15 protein-coding genes and 2 pseudogenes are annotated in these 21,227 nt (G+C 39.4%); 12 read left to right on the top strand and 5 right to left on the bottom strand.

The genetic code is table 11. The features are described 5' to 3' along the window. Window positions 1–2 precede the first annotated feature (2 nt). The 4 genes from icmH to tssH are packed head-to-tail and all read right to left on the bottom strand — an operon-like array spanning window position 3 to window position 5,975. Complete coding sequence (gene icmH / locus FTU92_RS04675; protein WP_179996080.1) at window positions 3–803, bottom strand: type IVB secretion system protein IcmH/DotU; 801 nt, start codon at window positions 801–803, stop codon at window positions 3–5. A gap of 10 nt (window positions 804–813) precedes the next feature. Continuing rightward, window positions 814–2,178 (bottom strand): type VI secretion system baseplate subunit TssK, encoded by a 1,365-nt coding sequence (gene tssK / locus FTU92_RS04670; RefSeq protein ID WP_136144160.1) that lies wholly within the window; start codon window positions 2,176–2,178, stop codon window positions 814–816. Between the two features lie 10 nt (window positions 2,179–2,188). After that, window positions 2,189–3,280 (bottom strand): type VI secretion system protein TssA, encoded by a 1,092-nt coding sequence (gene tssA, locus FTU92_RS04665; protein ID WP_154320499.1) that lies wholly within the window; start codon window positions 3,278–3,280, stop codon window positions 2,189–2,191. Window positions 3,281–3,308: 28 nt separating this feature from the next. Then, entirely contained in the window at window positions 3,309–5,975 is a 2,667-nt protein-coding gene (gene tssH / locus FTU92_RS04660) for a type VI secretion system ATPase TssH (protein ID WP_218944528.1), read from the bottom strand. 440 nt (window positions 5,976–6,415) lie between these two features. Between tssH and FTU92_RS04655 the strand changes: the two genes are divergently transcribed. The 6 genes and pseudogenes from FTU92_RS04655 to FTU92_RS04630 all read left to right on the top strand — a co-directional run. Further along, the gene (locus FTU92_RS04655; protein ID WP_180095750.1) at window positions 6,416–7,069 is read left to right on the top strand and encodes a hypothetical protein; all 654 of its coding nucleotides are present in this window, start codon (window positions 6,416–6,418) and stop codon (window positions 7,067–7,069) included. A 15-nt stretch (window positions 7,070–7,084) separates the two neighbouring features. Next, window positions 7,085–7,588: a type VI secretion system contractile sheath small subunit gene (gene tssB, locus FTU92_RS04650; RefSeq protein WP_004972705.1), complete on the top strand. Its 504-nt coding sequence runs from the start codon at window positions 7,085–7,087 to the stop codon at window positions 7,586–7,588. Continuing rightward, on the top strand, window positions 7,581–9,062 hold the full coding sequence (gene tssC / locus FTU92_RS04645) for a type VI secretion system contractile sheath large subunit (protein WP_180095748.1): 1,482 nt from the start codon (window positions 7,581–7,583) through the stop codon (window positions 9,060–9,062). Before tssB ends, tssC begins: the two co-directional genes overlap by 8 nt. 45 nt (window positions 9,063–9,107) lie before the next feature. Further along, complete coding sequence (locus tag FTU92_RS04640; RefSeq protein WP_004972712.1) at window positions 9,108–9,611, top strand: type VI secretion system tube protein Hcp; 504 nt, start codon at window positions 9,108–9,110, stop codon at window positions 9,609–9,611. Window positions 9,612–9,692: 81 nt separating this feature from the next. Next, a complete protein-coding gene (tssE, locus tag FTU92_RS04635; protein WP_180095746.1) occupies window positions 9,693–10,169 on the top strand; it encodes a type VI secretion system baseplate subunit TssE in 477 nt (158 codons plus the stop codon). A 12-nt stretch (window positions 10,170–10,181) separates the two neighbouring features. Continuing rightward, a pseudogene (locus FTU92_RS04630) lies at window positions 10,182–10,688 on the top strand (type VI secretion system baseplate subunit TssF); the annotation flags it as partial. A gap of 18 nt (window positions 10,689–10,706) precedes the next feature. Here the strand turns inward: FTU92_RS04630 and FTU92_RS04625 are convergent. Continuing rightward, a protein-coding gene (locus tag FTU92_RS04625) for an IS4-like element ISAba1 family transposase (RefSeq protein WP_085940648.1) occupies window positions 10,707–11,797 on the bottom strand; the annotation gives its coding sequence in 2 pieces (ribosomal slippage) (window positions 10,707–11,257 and window positions 11,257–11,797; 1,092 coding nt in all). 56 nt (window positions 11,798–11,853) lie between these two features. Here FTU92_RS04625 and tssF point away from each other — a divergent pair. The 6 genes and pseudogenes from tssF to FTU92_RS04595 form a co-directional block, all read left to right on the top strand. After that, window positions 11,854–13,179: pseudogene (tssF, locus tag FTU92_RS04620) on the top strand (type VI secretion system baseplate subunit TssF); the annotation flags it as partial. Beyond that, complete coding sequence (gene tssG, locus FTU92_RS04615; RefSeq protein ID WP_180095744.1) at window positions 13,143–14,144, top strand: type VI secretion system baseplate subunit TssG; 1,002 nt, start codon at window positions 13,143–13,145, stop codon at window positions 14,142–14,144. The pseudogene tssF and the gene tssG, both read left to right, overlap by 37 nt. After that, on the top strand, window positions 14,138–15,565 hold the full coding sequence (locus FTU92_RS04610; protein WP_180095742.1) for a hypothetical protein: 1,428 nt from the start codon (window positions 14,138–14,140) through the stop codon (window positions 15,563–15,565). The genes tssG and FTU92_RS04610 overlap by 7 nt, the downstream gene beginning before the upstream one ends. Before the next feature lie 25 nt (window positions 15,566–15,590). After that, window positions 15,591–19,415 carry a type VI secretion system membrane subunit TssM gene (gene tssM, locus FTU92_RS04605; RefSeq protein WP_180095739.1) on the top strand — a complete coding sequence of 1,275 codons (3,825 nt, stop codon included), beginning with the start codon at window positions 15,591–15,593 and terminating at the stop codon, window positions 19,413–19,415. Window positions 19,416–19,452: 37 nt separating this feature from the next. Further along, on the top strand, window positions 19,453–20,412 hold the full coding sequence (gene tagF, locus FTU92_RS04600) for a type VI secretion system-associated protein TagF (RefSeq protein WP_179988943.1): 960 nt from the start codon (window positions 19,453–19,455) through the stop codon (window positions 20,410–20,412). Between the two features lie 2 nt (window positions 20,413–20,414). Further along, complete coding sequence (locus tag FTU92_RS04595) at window positions 20,415–21,182, top strand: OmpA family protein (RefSeq protein ID WP_154320504.1); 768 nt, start codon at window positions 20,415–20,417, stop codon at window positions 21,180–21,182. The last annotated feature ends 45 nt before the right edge of the window (window positions 21,183–21,227 follow it).

The raw sequence follows: 21,227 nt of genomic DNA, 5'->3' as shown, positions 1-21,227 counted from the left end.
CACTAGGGTAAATGAATTGTGATATGTGCTTCTTCTACAGGTATCGAAATCACATTTTGATAGGGACTTAAGGCATTCTGGCTCTGTTGAGAAAGCATGAATGTTAAGCCAGCGAAAGTCAGTACCGTAAACATGCAGAGGCAAATTAAAATCCAGAAAAAAGGTAATTCATGATGAATCAGATGCTTAATTTGATCTGGAATGGCAGCAAATGGAGAAAATGCCGCTTTTTTCCCTTTGAGATAATCAATTTCATCGCCAACACGGGCAACAAGATGATTTAAATTTTCCACCAATTCCAGTCGATATTTCCCTTGAAAACCCAGTAACAGGCAGTAATGCAATACTTCTAATGCTGCTAAATGTTCTTTACCGCGACTACGCAACTGTTCCAAAATTTCAAAAAAACGATAGCCTGCCAATTGCGAACCAAACAGACTCAATTGTAAAGGACTGATGAGCCATGTATTTTGCAAGTCAAAATAGGCATTATCTTGTTGTGTGGCAATGGTTTCATCCATCAGAGCGCAAAAGGCATATTTGGCGTTGTGAATATCATCGGCAGAAAATTGTAAGCGTTTTGCCTGTTGCTCAAAATGACTGAGTACATCCAGAATCTTTTCACGAAACTCACTCGGATGGGTAGGGATATAATGATTACGCAGCAGAAAAACTAAATAAAAGCCATCATGTAAGAGGTCAATTAAACTGGTGGTTTGAGCTGTTGGTAAGGACAGGTGAGATAAGTCTGAACCAATTTCTTCATCATCAAATAAAGAGGGCATGCCGATGGGTTGAGTCATAATTTTTCTCTTAATGATTAAGTACTGCAATCAGTTCGATGCTGATATCTTGGAAGCCTGCGGGCATATACACACAAATTGTTGTGGATTCCAGCATTGGTTGATAAAGCTCATGATGTGATTCAATTTCAAAATAACTGACCCCAGAACGTACTGGAATTGCACTTGGCACTTGGACTAAATGCTGCAATGGAACTGCGGGTAGTGCGGCAATGACACGTTGCTCTACATCAAAGGTACTGCCCACTTTAAAACGTAAAGGCACGACTTGAATTAATTCATGGGTTTGCATTGAGCTGCTAGAAACTGCAAGATACAGTCGCGTATCACGGTCAATCTTGTCAGATTCAAGGCTACCGACCCAATATGATGGGCGGGTTTCTTTCAGTGCAATGCTGAAGTAACGATTGGAAATAATTGTGTCGAGTAAATCTCTTAAGATGAGATCAAGCTGCTGAAAACTCTCTTGTAATTGGCAATGTCGGTATTGTGGAAGATGCTCCACACTATAAGCAGTTGAAAACGTCAGTAATGAGCCAGTTAGACGTAATAATTCTGAAAATAAGCGTTCTGGATGAATCTGTGGATAGTGTAATAGGTGGTTTAATTCGGCATAGGCTGTATTTAAGACATTGATTAGCCAAAAGGAAACAATATCTCCTGAACGGAACTCAATCAGTTTTTGTTCATTTTCACGATTATTGCCCTGAATGGTTTTTATCTTCGCCTTAATGATGTTTAGGCTACGTTTTAAGTGATTGATTAAGACTTCTGAAGCTGAAATATGCAAAAGTGGTGGAATAAATTGGTAATCTAGCTCAAAACTGCCTGAACTATGGCGTTTGAGTTTCGCAATCGGTAGGTATAGAAAACCATCCAGATTTTGACTGGGCTGAACATGCAACTCTAATAACTTAAATGCTGCGCGGCGATGTAAAAAATTGAGTTCAGCAGGGCTGGCATCGGTAAATAAATCATGGGTTTCCTGCAAAAAATTATGATAGCGACTCGGTATTGCCTGTGTTTCATCTGCTATATTTTTTTGCTTGGCCTGCAAAATCGGAAGAGTTAGATACAGCATCATCTCTGTGTTTAAATTCAGGTCATCCAATAACAACGGTGCAGGTAGCAAGTCTTGTGCAGGTGCATGGTAAATTTCACCATCTTGCCAAATCATTTGTACCTCTTGCAGTGCAAGAATATGTGTTGCAAGTTGTGCTTCATCAAATTTTAATTTTTGTATGCCATAGGCATGAGGAATCATGGCACGGATGGTGTGATTCAAACGCTGTTCATGGTAGCGATCTTGAACTTGAAAATGCTGAGGACGTAAAAATAAGCCTTCACCCCAAAGGATTTTTTCTGCTTTAAACATGGTGATTCACTTATTCTGATTGGTATTGATTGTTGGATTGAACGCCAAGCGTGTCTTGTAGCATGTTCAATGGATGTTCATCCTTAATCACCTGCGCTAGCCATTCATGCAAGGGCATTTGGCTCCACTTAATGGTTTTTTCCAGTAAATAGCTGACAGGACTATGCGGTTCATTTTTTTGAAAATATGCTGAAATTTCCTGCAGAATTTGCATGGCGTGTTCACGATTTTCTAGGTGTGACTGTTGCTGTGGTTGAAATGACAGTTGTTGTGCAGTAGACGATTGAATGCTGACTGGAGGTGAAATAGAGGGCGATAAAGCTGTCACTTCTGTAAGTGCAGTGACTGGGCTTTGTTCAAGTGATGCTACTTTATAAATTTTCTTCAGACTAAGATGAATGCTATTGAAGCTTGAATCAATTGCAGCAAAACTTGGCGCATCTAAGCCCAGCACATGATCTAGCACCTGCTTTAAGGTCGTCCAGTGCTGTAAAATCTCTGTAAAATATTGATAGTTTTGGCGCTGAATGTCTGGATTTAGCTCCAATACGGCTTGTTCTAAATGAGCCAATTCCGCGGAATGATCCACGCTGCTATCATCGCCTTGCTTACGAAGCATGTTTTCCTGATAAAGAAAATTGTCATAGTCGAGTAGGCAATAAAAAGGCGCCTGATTGACCAAGGGAACTTTTTTAATCAAGACGGGCAATTGATTGATCTGTCCTTGTAATAGTCCAATTCGTTGGTCTAAATCTTCATCTTCAATTTCAGGATGGAGCGTTATCCAATATTGCGCGATGAGGCGATGGCTGAGTTCCAGACTTTTACTGATCCCTTCAAAACCAGATAAGTTCGCCCATGCTTCAGCAAGCCAAGTCAGCAAACGAATATCTTTAGTCTTCGTTTGCAGTAAATGTATTACTGTATTTGCAACAAAGTCCCAATCTGCCTGTTTGGGGGCAGTGACCCAATCCCCTTGTTCCAGTAAAGTATCATCTTGAGTTCTAGCGAGTTTGATTGCATGAAATTCATTTGAAAAACAATAATCTTCGCCACAAGGCAATTGTGCTTGAATAGGTGCAAGTAAAGATAAAATATCCATATAGCTAAATTAACTCAATTTTAAAGTTTTAAACCGCAGCTTGAGGTTCTGGATTGGAGGCTTGTTTGGTTGTTGGTTCTGCTGGATCTAGTTGATAGTGAATTTCATCATTGACGACATGCATCAAAATCAACTTCGGTAGGCGCTGTTCTGCCAAAGCAACTAAAATATGCGTGGCTAAAGTAGGTAGAATGGTAGCGTTCAAGATGTGGTCGACATTGCGTGCGCCACTATCTACTTCAGTACAACGCTGCAAAATTAATTCAATCACATCATCAGAATATTGAACCTGTATTGCATACTGTTGTTCGATACGCGTAATAATTTTTTCGAGTTTGTGCTGAATAATACGAACCAAAAGATCATCGTGCAGCGGAAAATAAGGTACGATGCGCATTCGCCCAATAAATGCAGGTTTAAATTGTTGAGATAGACTTGTTTTTAAATGCTCAATTAACTTTTCTGCAGTAGGCCAATTTTCTACAGGTTGATTTAAACAGGCTTGCATAATTGCACTCGAACCTGTATTTGAGGTCAGTAAAATCGTGGTGTTTTTAAAGTCAATGCTGCGACCTTCACCATCTTCCAGCATGCCTTTATCAAAGACTTGATAAAATAATTCTTGAACATCGGGATGCGCTTTTTCAATTTCATCCAATAACACGACACTATAAGGGTTGCGGCGCACGGCTTCGGTTAAGACACCGCCTTGCCCATAACCGACATAACCCGGTGGCGCGCCTTTTAAGGTAGAAACGGTATGTGCTTCCTGATATTCAGACATATTAATAGTGATGAGATGTTGCTCACCGCCATAGAGTTCATGGGCGAGGGCGAGCGCTGTTTCAGTTTTACCGACACCGTTTGGACCAATTAATAAGAAAACACCTTGAGGCTTTTGTGGGTCTTCTAATTTTGCTTTGGCAGTTTGAATCCCATGCACCAATTGAGTTAAGGCATACTCCTGTCCCATCACACGTTGGCTCAGTTTGACCTTTAACTTTAGAATTTTCTGGATTTCATCATTGAGCATTTCGCCAACAGGAATACCCGTCCAATCAGAAATAATTTCATGGATGATCTGTGCATTAACACGTTCAAAAACTAGAGGATTTTGACCTTGTAATTCAGCTAAATGGATTCTTAATTGCGTAACTTTATCCAGAACATCTGAGGCGTTTTGCGTATTGAGCTGCTGAATCTGCTGAACCAAATTCAACTCTTGTTGCCACCGTTTTTCAGTATCGGCAATTTCTTGTTCTAGCTGAACGAGCTGTTGTTTGAGTTGTGATAATCGTTCCTGATAAATCGGGAGTTGTTGATGTTCTTGCGTGATAAGCTGCTGTTCTAATTGTAGATTGTGTAACTGTGCTTTGAGGTGATCCAAAACAACAGGTTGTGCATTTTGGGTTAAAGCCACTCGTGCCGCAGCAGTATCTAAAACACTAATGGCTTTGTCTGGAAGTTGACGACCACTGATGTAGCGATTAGATGCTTGTACTGCGCTGATAATGGCTTGATCATCAATTTGTAAATTAAAATGTGTTTGCATGACTGGAATCATGGCACGTAGCATGTCAATTGCGACAGCTTCTGTAGGTTCAGCAACTTTGAGAACTTGAAACCGACGGCTAAGCGCAGCATCTTTTTCAAAATATTGCTTATATTCGCTCCAAGTTGTTGCGGCAATCGTTCTTAATTCTCCGCGTGCTAAGGCAGGTTTCAGTAAATTTGCGGCATCATTTTGTCCTGCTTGACCACCTGCCCCAATTAAAGTATGTGCTTCGTCAATAAATAAAATAATCGGATGAGAGGAAGATTGAACTTCTTGAATCACTTGCTTTAGGCGACTTTCAAACTCACCTTTGACACTGGCACCAGCCTGTAACAGACCTAAATCTAAGGCATGCAGATGCACATTTTTTAAGGCATCAGGTACCAAACCTTGGGCAATTTTTAATGCCAAACCTTCTACAACAGCTGTTTTTCCAACACCTGGCTCACCTGTCAAAATTGGGTTGTTTTGACGACGTCGCATTAAGATGTCAAGCAGCAAACGGATTTCAAACTCACGCCCAATGACAGGATCAATCTCACCATTTTGTGCCTTTTGGGTCAGGTCGATGGTGTATTGATCCAATGCAGGGGTTTTGGGTGCTAATGTTTTTGCTTGAAGTTGATTCGTGTTTTCTGCACATGATGTTTGATTTGTTTGGCTAAAATTTTCACAGCTTTCAGCACAAATTTCTAGAAACTTATGTTTCATGGTATCAATGGGAAATGCTTCAAATAAAGTTGAGGCACGGATTGCCACTTGATATAAATCGGCAGAAGTTAATAAGGCAATGATTAAATGACCACTGCGAATAATCGGCTGTTGATCTGCAGCAGCGAGTAACCAAGCTTGTTCTAATAAAAGAATAATTGATTTTGTGAAAATAGGTGTACGTGTATTTCCTTTAGACAGTGTTGTAAGGCTGTTATTTAAATCATCAATAAATTTGGATTTTGATATTTTATATTTAGCAAATAATATAGAAAGATCAGTTTTGGATTGTTCCTTTAATAATTCACATAAAAGATGTTCAATCTCGACTTCATAATGACTTTGACTTATGCAAAAGTTTACAGATTTTTCTAATGCTGTTTTAGTCGGTTGCGAAAGTTTTGTAATGAGTGTTTTTAGGTTGTTCATTATCTGGCTCTAACTTTATCGTAAGAAAATTTTTAGTTTTAAATGAATCTAATCGTTCTATTTTTATTTAAATTATTGAAAATAATATATTTTACTTTTATTTTTGCGACAAAAACGATTGCTTTCCTGTCTTGGGACACCGCATCATATTTAAATCAAAAAATAAAATCAAACCAAATTTTTAATATTTTTAAATGTTGTAATTCACTCACAACAAAATATATTGGAATACTTAACTGAATTTTCACGTATGACTTGACTTATCTATTCATGTTCTAGTTAAATGCGCTCGCTAAATTATTTTATAACTATATTTGAACTGGAAATAATCAAAATAAAAGTTAATTTTGACTCCAGTTGAATTACAAAAATTAAGAGAAACTCATTTTAATAAAAATGATTAGAAATTAGTTCAAATAACAAATAAATAAGAGGTTGTCTTGAAAAGAATCGTTATTTTTATCACAATTTTGTCTGGTTTTACTTTCAATCAGCATGTGGTTGCAAATACATCAGAAGTGAAGCTTAAAAAGAAATGTATCCAACAATATCCGTGGATGGAAGGGGAGTCAGACCTTGCTTTGCGTGGTATTTATGCGCAGATTTGTGACAAGAAAAATCGTCAAAATAAAAATAATTTACTCATTCAAGCCGCACAGCAACATCAGCAGCTTGGACAGAATTTTAAAGCATTGCAGTTGATCAGTCATTTGCACGAGCAAGATATTCAAAGTACTGTATTGACGGATGTGCAATTTATGGCAAGTACGCAAATGGCATCTTCAGCGATTGAGCAAATGCGTCGTAATGAAGTTCGCTATTTAAGTGAAGAACAGACTTATCCAGCAGCAAAAAACTTGGTCGATGCAATTGAACAAGCAAAGCCTGCACCTGTTTTAGCGGTAAAAGAGGCTTCTAGTTACGTCAAGAAATCGTCAAAAAAATCACTGCAACCTAAACCTAAAAAGCAAATATCTAAAGTGACTGCAAAATCACCAAAAAAAGAAAAAACCGTAACAACTCAACCTGTAAAAATGGTTCAACTTGCTGTTGCACCAAGTAGTACAAATCCATTTGCGACTTTAAAAAAATAACCAAAGGAATCACTCATGGCTAAAAAAGAAAGCGTGCAGAAGAAACTGCAACGCATACGTCCACCGCGTGTTCAGCTGACTTATGATGTTGAGGTTGGTGATGGTATTGCATCTAAAGAATTACCGTTTGTGGTTGGAGTAATGGGGGATTTTTCAGCGGCATCCGAAGTAGAAAAGACCAAATTAAAAGACAAAAAATTCATTAATGTCGATTTAGATAATATTGATGAAGTGATGCAATCTTTAGCACCGCGTGCGGCTTTTCAAGTGGAAAATACCTTGACTGCGGAAGGTGGAAAACTATCCGTTGATCTCATTTTTAACTCGATGGAAGACTTTCGTCCAGAACAGGTCGTACAACAAGTGGATCCGCTGCGTAAGTTGCTAGAAGCGCGTGAGCGTTTAACGGATTTGCGTAATAAAATTTCTAATAGCGAACGTTTAGAAGATTTACTGGATGAAGTGCTGAACAATACCGATCAAATTCGTCAATTGAGTGCAGAGGCTGAACGTGAATAATTTACAAACAGCAGTTGCATCAAATCAGCAAGTAGAATCGGTAGGTTTATTGGATTCAATTATTGAGCAAAGCCGTATTGCGCGTAATGCGGATGAGCAGATTCGTGCCAAAAGTTTGATTGGTGAGTTGGCAAAAGAAGTCATGGCGGGAACAATTACTGTTTCTGAGAATATGACGCTGTCTATTGATCAGCGTATTGCCGAAATTGATGCATTAATTTCCAGTCAGCTCAGCCAGATTATGCAGCATGCGCAGTTTCAAAAAATTGAATCAACTTGGCGGGGGCTTTACTATTTTTGCCAAGAAACACCCTCGAATAGCATGATCAAAATTCGTATGTTAAATACGACAAAAAAAGAATTGGTCAAAGATTTTCAGGGGGCAACTGATTTTGACCAAAGCACTTTGTTTAAAAAGATTTATGAAGAAGAATATGGCTCGTTTGGTGGAGCGCCTTATGCGGCACTGATTGGCGATTTTGAGTTTGATCGTACCCCGTCAGATATGTATTTATTGGAACAAATTTCGCATGTGGCTGCAGCGGCACACGCACCTTTTGTATCGGCTGCAAGTCCGAGCATGTTAGGACTTGAATCATTCACGGATATTGACCGCCCGCGTGATGTTTCAAAAATCTTTGAAACGGCTGAATATGTGCAATGGCGTTCATTTCGAGAGAGTGAAGATTCACGCTATGTTGCATTAATTATGCCGCATGTGTTGGGTCGCCTGCCTTACCATCCCAAAGATGGCACAGCCACAGAAGGCTTTAATTTTATAGAACATGTGTCTGGCGAAAAGCATGATGATTATTTATGGATGAATGCTGCTTATGCTTTTGGCACGCGCTTAACCAATGCTTTTGATATGCATGGTTGGTGTGCTGGGATTCGTGGGGTTGAAGGTGGTGGTTTGGTAGAAGGCTTACCTGTACACACCTTTAAAACCTCAGATGGTGAAGTGGTATTTAAATGCCCGACTGAAATTGCCATTACAGATCGCCGTGAAAAAGAACTCAGCGATCTAGGTTTTATTCCTTTGGTTCATTGTAAAAATACCGATTATGCAGCATTTTTTGGTGCGCAATCTGCACAGAAACCTAAAAAATATGACAATGATACAGCCAATGCGAACTCTGCATTGTCGAGTCAAATTCAATACATCATGGCGGTGTCACGTATCGCACATTATTTAAAAGCCATGATGCGCGACAAAGTCGGAAGTTTTGCATCTGCAGGCAATGTGGAGGCCTTTTTAAATGAATGGCTTTCGCAGTATGTCTTGCTTGATGATGGTGCATCTCAAGAAGCAAAAGCGCAATATCCGCTTCGAGAGGCATCTGTAAAAGTTGTAGAAGATCCAGCTCAACCGGGTCATTACAAGTCTGTGGTGTTTTTAAGACCACATTTCCAGCTAGACGAGTTGTCTGTTTCTTTGCGACTCGTGACTGAATTACCTCAGTCCTCACATTAAGAGCCTAATCATAACTTTAAATATAAAAATAGAGGTCAATTATAAATGAAAGATATATATGTTGAGTTTCGCGGCAAGTACAAAGTCGATGGAGAATCACGAGATGCTGAACACAAAGGTTGGCTTGAAGTGAACTCTTGGTCACATCACATTCGTCAACCTAAATCTGCGACCTCAAGTAGCGTTGGTGGTCATACCGCTGAACGAGTTGAACATTCAGATATGATTTTTGTGAAAGACTTAGATGCAACCAGTCCTAAATTATGGGAAGCGTGTTCTGCGGGTTATACCTTCGATGAAGTGCAAATTGATTATTATCGTGCCAATGGCGATAAGCGAATCAAGTACTTACAAATCAAATTGAAGCATGTTTTGGTTTCAAGTGTGACGCCTACTGTAAATGAAGAGGGCGTTCCGGCTGAAACATTTGGTTTGAAATATGCAGCAGTTGAGTGGACGTATAACCAACAAGACATTAATGGCACTGCAAAAGGTGCAGTGACGAAAAAGTGGTCGTTGTCCAATAACACAGCTTCATACGCTGCTTAATCAAGCATGGGGTGATTAGACTGAGGTCATAGCACCTCAGCTCTAATTTCTCAAAATCTCTCAAAGATTATCGTGATCATCATGAGTTTAGATCATTTATATCCTTATGGTTTTAGATCAACTTTATTTGATCGTTTGTTCGCTGAACAAGAAAACGGATTAAGCGGGATGTCGATTCAGCAATTGCGCGAGTCAGTTGCACGTGATTTAGAAGATTTGCTGAATAGTCGAATTGCAAAGTTTGATCGAAATATGGATGAGTTCCCACTCGTTAAAAAATCGATTTTGCAGTTTGGCATTATTGACTTTATTGGATTGTCGACAGCGAACCCTTTAGATCGCGATAAAATTTGTCAATCGATTGAGCAGTCCATTACAGCGCACGAACCAAGATTGAAGCAGATTAAAGTTGACATGCTATTTGATGGACACAACATGGGCGCGCTTTGTTTAAGTATTCAAGCTTATTTAAATATTCACCCATTGTATGAGCCTGTTTTTTTTGATGCCTTACTCAAACCCACAACACAACAATATGTTATTTCTGCCCGAGCTTAGTGGGAGTCCACTGTGATAGAGCAACTTTTACCGTATTATGAAAAACAATTACAAGAATTCGGTCAACAATCTAGAGCATTTGCAGAGAAATATCCGAAGATTGCACAGCGACTCGCGTTAAATCAAGAGCAAATTGATGATCCGCATATCGAGCGTCTCATTCAGGCATTTTCCTTTATTGCTGCACGTATTGATAAAAAATTAGCAGACAGTTATGAGGTTTTTACTTATTCTTTGTTTGAGGTGATGTTTCCGCAGTATCTACGTCATTTTCCCGCGTGTACGGTGGTGAGTTTTGATGAGCGCGATAAATTGAAACAATTGACTGCAGCACAGTTAATTCCAGCAAAAACTACATTAAAGTCACGTAGTTTTAAAGGCGTACAATGTGAATTTAACACCAGTCAAGATGTGCGTTTATTGCCGATTGCAATAACGGATTTGGCATTTCAGACCTCACCAAGTGTACATCTGAATTTGAATCAGAATGCAACTTTAAGTCTGAAATTTGAAATTTTTCTCTGTACACGACAAATTTCACAGAACCCTTATCCTATCAGGATTCTGCTTTCTTAAAATTGCCAAAATTTCCTTAAACTCTTCTTTTTTCCCAAAACCAATTAAACGCTGAATCGCCATTTGAACATAGTCTAAACCATAGCGAAATAAACTCATTGAGAGTCGTCCATGCTTCTTTATTTTTATCGCTTTTTTTTGATTATGTTGCCATTCACCCGTTAAGTAACACCAACAGAAGCTTATAGCTAACACCGCAATCAATTTTTTCACTCGTCTAGGGTCTGTCAAGCGCGTATTTTCAAGATTAAACCCGCGTCCTTTGAGACAACTGAATAAGGTTTCAATTTCCCAGCGTAATGCATAATCCTGAATAGCATTGGCATTAAACTGAGGAGAAACGACGAGTAAAAGCTCTCCATTTTCTAACTGTAGTGCACTTATATATAGTTTCACCCGACCAACCAAAATCCGTCGTTTACGACATTCAATTTGACCAACTTTAAGATGGCGAAATAAATCACTAATTTTATGATTCTTTCCTAAATGATTGGTGACAATGAAGTTTTTTTAACACGAATGCAGAAGTTGATGTCTTGTTCAATTAACCATGTAAACCACTGCTCACCGATAAACTCTCTGTCTGCGAACACATTCACAATACGGTCTTTACCAAAAATGGCTATAAAGCGTTGAATCAAAGCAATACGCTCTTTCGTATCTGAATTTCCACGTTTATTAAGCAATGTCCAAAGGATAGGTATCGCTATTCCACGATAAACGATTGCGAGCATCAGGATATTAATATTTCGTTTTCCCCATTTCCAATTGGTTCTATCTAAAGTCAGTTGCACTTGGTCGAATGAAAACATATTGAAAATCAACTGAGAAATTTGACGATAATCAAAATACTGACCTGCAAAGAAGCGCTGCATACGTCGATAAAATGATTGTGGTAAACACTTGATGGGCAAGGCTTTAGATGCAGAAGAAAGATTACATGTTTGCTTTAAAATAATCACAAGCATGATGAGCGCAAAGCACTTTAAATGTGACTTGTTCCATTTTAGAGATTTGTTTAAGATAAGATATAACTCATTGAGATGTGTCATAGTATTCGTCGTTAGAAAACAATTATTGTGACATTATTTCAATGAGTTATCTATTTTTGTCGTGTACAGAGGAAATTTTTAATGATGCACACAGCTGGATTTTAGATGAAAAACTACCGATCTATTTGGATGCTCTTTCTAATTTTCCCCTACAAGTTTTAGATGGTATTTTTCGTCAGGAAACAGCTTTTTCCCTTCGTGTTGGACAAAGCGTAACTGATATTCGCAACCCATTTACCGTGATGGGATTTAGCGAACAAGAGAGTTTATTGCCGATTGATCAACACACGCATCATGCTTATCGTTTATTGATGGAGTATTTTTGTTTTCCTGAAAAGTTTCATTATTTAAACTTTGATTTGAGTGTTTTAAATGAACACTTGCAGCAGCAAAATAGTTTTGAAATATTGATTCATCTCAAACTGAATTTGAATAATCAGGCACTTCTACGCAATTATTCCGCATTGAATGTCGCAAATTTTAAATTGTTTAGTACACCTGCAATTAACCTGTTTGAAAAGCAGGCAGAACCGCAAAAGATTTTACATACACAATTACACTATCCCTTGATTACAGATGCGCATCACCCTGAGTTATATCAAGTTTATGCAGTGATCGAAATGAATATGCTGCGCGAAAAGACTCGGCAGGCTGCAACTCATTTGCCTGTTTTGCCATTTTTTGCCATGAGTCATTATCATCCAGATCAAACTCAATTTTTTTATACGCTGCATTATCAGCCTGTGCAAAATAAAATGATGCCAATCAGCTATTCGATTATTTCCAAACAGTTGCAGCCAGATGAAGTTAAATCGGATTTTATCAGTACACGTTTGCTGTGTTCCAACGGTGATTTGGCGCATGAAGCGCTAAGTCAGAGCAATCATGTTCTACATTTAAATGACAGTCGTCTGGCAAGGCGTGCCAATATTCTAAAACGACCTACCTTGGCGGTTTCATTTGATCAAAATAGTCAGCAACAATGGCGCATTATTTCGCATCTTTCACTCAATACTTTGGCTTTAATGAAAGGTGATGCTTTGAGTCACGTGAAAGAGCTTTTAACTTTATACAATTTGCCGCAGTCGAAAGACAATATTGTATTGATTGATGCAATCAAACAACTCAGTTTTTTCACAACACATAAGTTAGTGAATACACAGCCATTTCCTATGTTTGTTCGGGGTGTGAAAGCTGAGCTTTGTATAGATCCACGTGTTTTTCATGGACACAGTCTTTATATTTTTAGCCAATTATTAAGTCATCTTTTTAATCTGAAAGTTCAAATCAATAGTTTTGTGGATGTCGTCATTAAAGACAGTCTGAATCAACAGGAGATCTACCCATGCGTGCAGAACGTTGGTGGCAAGACACTTCTATAATTGATCAAGTCTTTAAACAGCCAGGCACATTTGAATTTGTTCAATCGACGCGCTTATTACGTCATTCGACTGTAGTGCAAGGTCAATACCATTGGTCAGCAGCGTTTTATTTTGAACCTTCATTTCGCTTGAGTTTTCCATTAGCGGAAATTGAATCGTTGCATTATCAGGATCAACGTATTCATCTAAGCAATTTAGTGATCGGACTGACTGGTATACAAGGGGCTTTGCCTTATAGTTATACGCATCAGTTAAAACAGCATTTGCGTCAACAGCGTTTGGAAGCGCAAGCATTTTTAGGCTTATTTAATCATCAACTGACCGCAAAATATGTCGATGCGACTTTGGCATATCACTTGCCCATCCGCTATGAGATAGAACACAAAAATGATTATCTCGATATTTTGCATGCGTTAAGTGGTTATTCGAGAACTCATCATGAACAGCCTGATTTAGATGAATATTTTGCCGAGTTTTCTGGATTCATGCAGGGGCAGAATAACACTGCACATGCCTTAAAAACGGTCTTGTCCTGCATTTTTGCGCAGCAAATACATATTCGGGAATTTGTAAAAGAAAAGTTTCAGTTACAGGATGAACAAAAATCCTGCTTAGGTGGCAAGAATCCAAGTTTGCTCGGGCTGAATACGTTTTGTGGAAGTACTATGCAGCAAATGGATGGCAAAATTGAGATTCAAATTGGGCCTTTATGCCGAGCGCAATATCTCGCTTTTTTGCCAGATCAACCTTTAAGCCACAAATTAAAACGTCTGATTGAAACATGGTGTGATCCAAGTTTGCATATTGATTTGCGTTTGATTTTAGGTCGAACAGAAATTCAGCCGATGTGTTTAGATTCAAAACATGAGATGGGGTTGGGGCAAGGTGCATTTTTAATGCCTACTAAGACATTAGACCATCATTCTGAAACTTGCTATGCCTTAATAGGACGTGCGCCATGTTGAAGAAGTTTTTAGCAACATGGATTGCCTGTTTTATTTTGTTTGGATGGGGCGCGATTGATTATTGGCGTGATATTCAATATCAACCTGAATTGACAGATTTGATTGCATATTTTTTGGTTGTACCGATGCTGATCAGTGCAGCTTTGTTTGCACCTTGGTTTATTTATCAGGTTTATCAGCACTACAAAATGCAGCGGCAACAAGCTTCACAGACTGAATTTGATTCAGCGCAGTTTTTCACAACAGCCATGCCTCATGTTGACCCTCAATATTTGAAATTGCATGTGTATGCAGCAGCTGCATATAGTGCTTTAGGTGAAAATGAGGCAATTCTGGAAGGTATTCAGCATTTTACCAGTCCAAAGTTAGATCGAAATTTACTGAATTTACATGGGCTGCCGATGCTTTCGTATCGCATTGAAGATTTAGATCAACAGCACGGTGATGGAAGTGCGCATGAGCAAGATGAATCATGCTTGTCACTTCGACAGCAGCGCATCATGGCATTAATTCAACAGCAAATTGAACAGCACATTACGCTTTTGAGTCTGATCTCAGCGCAGCTAAAATGCTCAAGTTTATTTTATGAAAGCCAGCATTTACATGAATATCGTATGCATCCTACATGGACAGATTTAAGTTTGGCAGATACTGAACAGGGTGAGCTTGCTCAGCTTGAACAGGTCTATCGTTTAGATCGTCTGAATCTACATATTTTATTGTCTGCAGAGCTTGTAGATGTTTGGGATGATTCACACAGTAATACGGCTATTCAGCGTATTTTAGATGAAATGGGCATCATTTTAGAAAAAATTCACCTTGAATATCATTATCTAAGCGCATTATCTGCCGAACAGGAACTACAGGAATTATTTGAGCGTATTCAGCATCAAGCACATGAAATTGCTTTGATCATTGTGGTGGATTCTGAAATTGATCAAGTATTGATTGATGAAAAATGTTGGATTAATAGCAGCTATCTCCCTGCCGAATTTATTAGTAGTTGGTGTGTTGCAAATACTGCTGTGCAACTAGAACAGCAACGACCTATCAAGGCTTTTAATCTATTTGCCGATCAAGCTCATGTGCAACAAATATTTGAAATATTAAAACTGCGTGAGTTGGCACTAGACCAAGCCGAAGCGCCTTTTGTATTCATGCTTGAAGATGCTACGGATCGTAAAGCAATGAAAAAATGTGAACAGTTTTTCGCAGAAAGTCCTGTCGAGCCGTATCACTATTTATATTGTAAACCCGCTGTCGGAAATACCCTGAACTTAGCCAAACCATTTGGGTTGATGTTGGGAGCATTGCTCCCAAGTCATCAAGCCGCTTTGGTTTATACACAAAATTTACAGGCATGCATCCAAACTTTTTCTGAGATTCCCGCAGAGCGAGCATGTGCAGCATTTGCTGATTAATGAACAACAATAATAAGAGAATTCCATGCATATTATTTTAGCTTATTTGTGGCAGTACATGAGTAATCCTAAAGCGATGATTGCTTTATCTTTATTCATTGCCTTGCTATCCACATATTCAGTGCTACCCCGCAAAATATTTTGGATATTGGTAGTCAGTTATGCGCTGAGTGTCATTGCCTATGTTATTTATTGGCTCATCCAGCGCAAACAGCACGCGGAACAAGGTGAAAAACTTGCCCATGCTATTGAACAAAGCCATCAGGCTGTTTCTACCCAATATAAAGACAAGGCAGAATTACAATCAATTCAACAACAAGTGAAAGAATCAATCCAGTTGATTCGTAAATCTAAACTTGGCGATAAAAAGGGCAATGCTGCCTTATATGAATTGCCCTGGTATATGGTGATTGGTAATCCTGCTGCAGGTAAAAGTTCTGCAATTTATAACTCAGGCTTGAAGTTTCCATTTGAAGAAACTCATCAAAAAATGGTGTCAGCTGGTTTAAGCGGCACCCGAAGTTGTGACTGGTTTTTTTCTACCCAAGGCGTTTTGCTAGATACAGCAGGACGTTATTCGGTGTATGCAGAAGATCATGCGGAATGGCTTGGCTTCTTAAATATTCTTAAAAAAAGCCGAGCCAAAGCCCCTGTAAATGGCTTGATTGTGATCGTGAGTATTGCTGAATTAATCAGTCAAAGCCCCGAACATTCGTTGAAACTTGCTAAAAATTTACGTGCCCGAATTCAGGATTTAACCGAAAGACTGGAAGTTGTGGTTCCTGTGTATTTGGTATTTTCCAAAATGGATTTAATTGCAGGGTTTACCGAGTTTTTCAATTGTTATGCAGCGCAAGAATATAATCAGGCTTGGGGCGCGACTTTGCCTTATGAGCAAAACTCATCGCAGCATGCCGTGACATTGTTCGAGAAACATTACAACATTTTATATGATGGCTTAAAAAGCGTGAGCACCACACATTTAAGTCGCCGTCATGCTCAAAATATTTCGCCGAGTGTCATGACATTTCCATTGGAATTTAAAACTTTAAAGCCAGCATTAAAAAGTTTTATTGGGACTTTATTTGAAGATAATCCGTATCAATTCCAACCTGTTTTTCGAGGTTTTTACTTTACCAGTGCGTTACAGGAAGGCAGCATCGAAAGCCCGATGACAGAAAGTATCGCACAAGAATTTCAACTGCAGCAGATTGCAAGTCCTTTTCAGGACGAAGAAAAAAGTTCGATTGCCCCAAATCATGGCTATTTTTTACAAGGTCTGTTTTCCAATGTGATTTTGCGAGATCAGCATTTGGTGAAACAACATATTAATCCTGCGAAAAAACGTCAGCGTTATATGGCATTTACTGCTGCATTGCTTGGTGTTGGATTGTTGCTCAGTGTTTGGGTATGGTCATATCGCCATAATCAACAACTCATTGCCGATGTTCAGGCAGATTTAGATCAAGTTGTACGTTTGGAAAAAACTTCTGGGCAGGTTTTATCCACGCAATTGGAAAGCTTATTAATTTTACAAGCGCGACTGCAACAGTTGGATGGATTTTCCGAACAACGTCCACTTAAGTTCAGTTTTGGCTTATATCAGGGCAAGCAGTTACGCGAACAGCTCAAAGTTGAATATCTAAAAGGTGTTCAGCAGATTGTATTGTTGCCAACGCAGCAAAATATCGCGCAATATTTACAGCGTGTCCAACAAGATGCGGCAACACTCAAAGCGCATCATATACATGCAAAAACGCAGCAAGTTGCGAAAACTCAACCATATTTAGAGCCTTCCGTGCAAAATCCGCAAGATGCTTATAATGCGTTAAAGGCTTATTTAATGCTGACGAATCCTGAATATCGGGAGAACAGTCATTTAAGTGATCAGATTTCACGTTTTTGGCGCACTTGGTTGGATGCTCATCTTGGGGAAATGCCACGTACTGACATGATTCAGCAGGCAGAAAAAATCCTGTCTTATGCCATGACACTCGCTCATCAGGACGATTTTCCTGTACTGGAAAGTGATGCACAAATGGTCGATCAAACTCGTCAAGTGCTGTTGTCGGTCATTCAGGGAATGCCTGCACGAGATCGGGTATATAACGAAATAAAAATGCGTGCGGCAGTACGTTTTCCTGCGCTAACAGTCAGTCAAATTGTGGGGGAGCAACACAGTCGCATTGTTTTAGGCAGTCATGCTTTGCCTGGCATTTTTACGCAGCAGGCGTGGAGTGAATATGTCGAACAAGCAATTGATCAGGCAGCCAATCAGCCAACGGACAGCAAAGATTGGGTACTCAATAGCCGTCAGTCAGATGATCTGACTTTTTCAGGAAGTCCTGAACAAATCCGTAAACAATTGCTGAGCTTGTATCAGCAAGAATATGTAAGTGAATGGAAGAAATTCCTAAATGGTATTCACTATGCCAAAACAGATCAGTTCAGCCAGCAAGTGAAACAGCTTGATTTGTTGGGAGAGCCGCAAAACTCGCCAATTCGCAAGTTATTGCAACGTATTGCAGTGGAAACCAATTGGGATAATCCAATTGTGCAAGCTGAACTTGCTGTGCCTGAACAAGGATTTATGGCGTGGTTTAAAAACAAAGTGCTGCGTCAATCTAATGACAAAGCTGCAGCGCAGGCAGCTCTAAAAGCGCAAGGTGCGATTTCTCAAGAATACCAAATGTTTTATCAACTGCTGCGTAAACGTGACGATTTACAGGATCAATCTCTGTTTGATGTGTATATGAACAACCTTGCACAGGTGCGCAGCAAGTTAAATGATCTTCAAACGGCAGGGGAAATTGGACCAAGTGCAATGGCATTGTTCAAACAAACCATCCATGATCAAAACTCGGTCTTTAATACAACGCAAAAATATGTCGATGAAAAAATGATGGTGGGTTTAAAAGAGGCTGACCAACAATTATTACAAAAACTGTTGATGACACCGCTAACTCAATCTTTTGCAAGTTTAATTGTACCGACACAAGATGAAATTAATAAATTATGGCGTATTCAAGCCTATCAACCGTTTGCAACACATTTAGGTCAGAAATATCCATTTCATTCAGGGGGGACTTTACAGGCAACCAGTCAGGAAATGGGACAAATTTTTGGTGAAACAGGAAGTATTGCTGGCTTTGTCAAAGACACTTTAGATCCGTTGTTGATTCGTCGTGGTTATGTCTTAACTTCAAAAACATGGAAAGATTTAGGCTTAAATTTAAATCCTCAGTTTGTGATGGCATTTCCGCAATATGTTGCGCCAATTCATGGTATGGCAACAGGACGTTTAGATCAGCCTGCAACATCTGCTGTTTCAAATCAATCCAATTTCCAATTTTATCCATTACAGCACCCACAATTTTTATCGTATAGCATCGATATTGATGGTCAGCGAATGCAGTTTGAAAATGGAATTCAACAATGGGTCAACTTTGTGTGGCCCAATCCAGGCGCAATTCCCGGCGTGCGTATTAGTGCACTCGATTTAAAAGGTCAGTCGCATACTATTTTTGAAGCACCGGGCGAATATGGCATTAACCGTTTAATTGATGCTGCACAGCGCAAAGAGCAAAACGGTCACTTTGAAATGACTTGGGTCAGTAAAACGGAACCATCTTTATCTTTAAAAGTGAATTTCCGACTCATTAGCGGACATAGCTCGGGCAATATTGGTTCAAGTCGTGGTTATGTGGGGTTGCAGTTGGTCGATCAAGTCACCACGACCAAAGCACTTCTTGTGGTTGCTGCACAAACGACAGCAATGAGTCCCGCACAAACAGCGGCTACGCAGTCTAAAACTACAATGTCTGCACAAGTGGGAGGCGTTCCGCAATGATCAAGAGAAATAACACTTGGCAAAAGGCGTGGTGGGTATGCAAGCAGTAAAAACCGTACCTTTATATTATGGAAAAATACCTGCCCGTGGTGATTTTATAAAGTCTAAAGGGCAATCGGAACTCATTCAGCAGCTCGATCAGTGGATTAGTAATGCACTGGAACATGCCATGCAGAGCGCAGATTTTAAACAGCGTTATGCAACTTTGCCTGCTTTAGATTTTTTGATTGCCCATCCAGCAGAACCAATGTTTTTAGCTGTTAATTTAAAGGCGAGCCAAGATAGCTCGGGGCGGGCATTTCCAATGCTACTGGGTCAGTTGTTTGAGGTCGGAAATCCCAGTCAAAATTTGTTATTTGCGCCATTTTCTTACAAAGCTATTTGGACTGATTTATTGCAACGCAATCAGGTCTTAAGCAATATCTGTGATCCCAATATGTCATTTGAACTGTTGAATCAATTGCCGAATAGGGTTCAACTTTTGAGTGCAGAAGAATACCAAGACTTTTATGAAAAACACAGCACGCATTCATTGGCACAATTAATGAAAATCAGTGTCAATGACTTGGCTCAGAGTATGATTGGGTTGGGACTTTTACTGCAACCCGTCCTCAAAAATGGCACTCGTCGTTTAAACAAAGTGATGATTTTACCGCTGAATCATCCGCGATATTGCTTTGAAATCGCAGCATTTTGGATGGGCATGATCGGGCGGTTTTTAGGCGCGCATCATACTGAAATTTTGCTGGGGATACTACATTTTGAGGCACCCATTTTGATCATTGATTTTCAGGGGGCTGATGTCATGACGCTGCGCGATCTATTTATTCAAAATATGCAGGGTGAACATTGGGTTTCTTTAATTCAAGCCACTTGGATTGATGCTTATTTAGAACAAAATGCAGGTCTTGCAACATTGGAACAATTACTTTGTCAGCGGCAGTTAAATCTTAACCAAGCATTAAAGCTGTTTAGACAAACTTTTTTAGATGAATAAATATGAAAAATAATCAAAAACGTATTCGCGTAAGTCTACTTATTGGCTTGTGTTTTTTAGTCCAAAGTCATTTGATCTATGCAGCGCCCATTGTTATAGAAGGTGTGGTGCCAAACGAAGCAAGTAAACAAGCCATTTTGGCGAAAATGCAAGCTGTGTATGGTGAATCGCAGGTGTTAGATAAAATTCAAGTCCGTGCAGTTGCTGCACCGAATGGTTGGGATGATTCAGTCACTCGTATGATTACAGCAGAGTTAAAAAAGATTTCTCAAGGGCAGTTACGTGTGAAAGGGACTCAAGTTGATTTGAAAGGAAAAGTGAATGCTGCTCATCAAATTCAAGCCACGACAGCAAATTTTCAGGCTTTGGTACAGCAGCCTTATCGTTTGAACACACAGCTTTCGGGGAGTCAGTATGAACAAAAAATGCTGGATGCTGCGCTCAAAAACAGGATTGTTGAGTTTGAATCGGGCAGTGCAATTTTGACTGACGTAGGGCAAAAAATTCTGGATGAAATGGCTGTGGCATTGAAGCAAGTTGGCACCAAAAAAGTGAAAATTGTTGGACATACAGACAGTTCGGGCGATGCGCATAAAAATATAGTGTTAAGCCAATCACGTGCAGGCGCGGTAAAAAATTATTTGATCGATAAAGGTATTGCGATAACGCATTTAAGCACCGAAGGTCAAGGTTCTAATCAGCCTGTCGCAGACAATACAACGCCACAAGGACGTAAGAAAAATCGACGTATTGAATTTGAGGTGCTTTGATTAGTTGATATTGAGCAAGGCGGAAGTTGAGCGTCATGTCCTGAT

This window comes from Acinetobacter sp. YH12205 (assembly GCF_013418125.1).
GTDB classification, from domain to species: Bacteria; Pseudomonadota; Gammaproteobacteria; order Pseudomonadales; family Moraxellaceae; genus Acinetobacter; species Acinetobacter towneri.
This window is presented reverse-complemented; position numbering and strand designations above follow the sequence as displayed.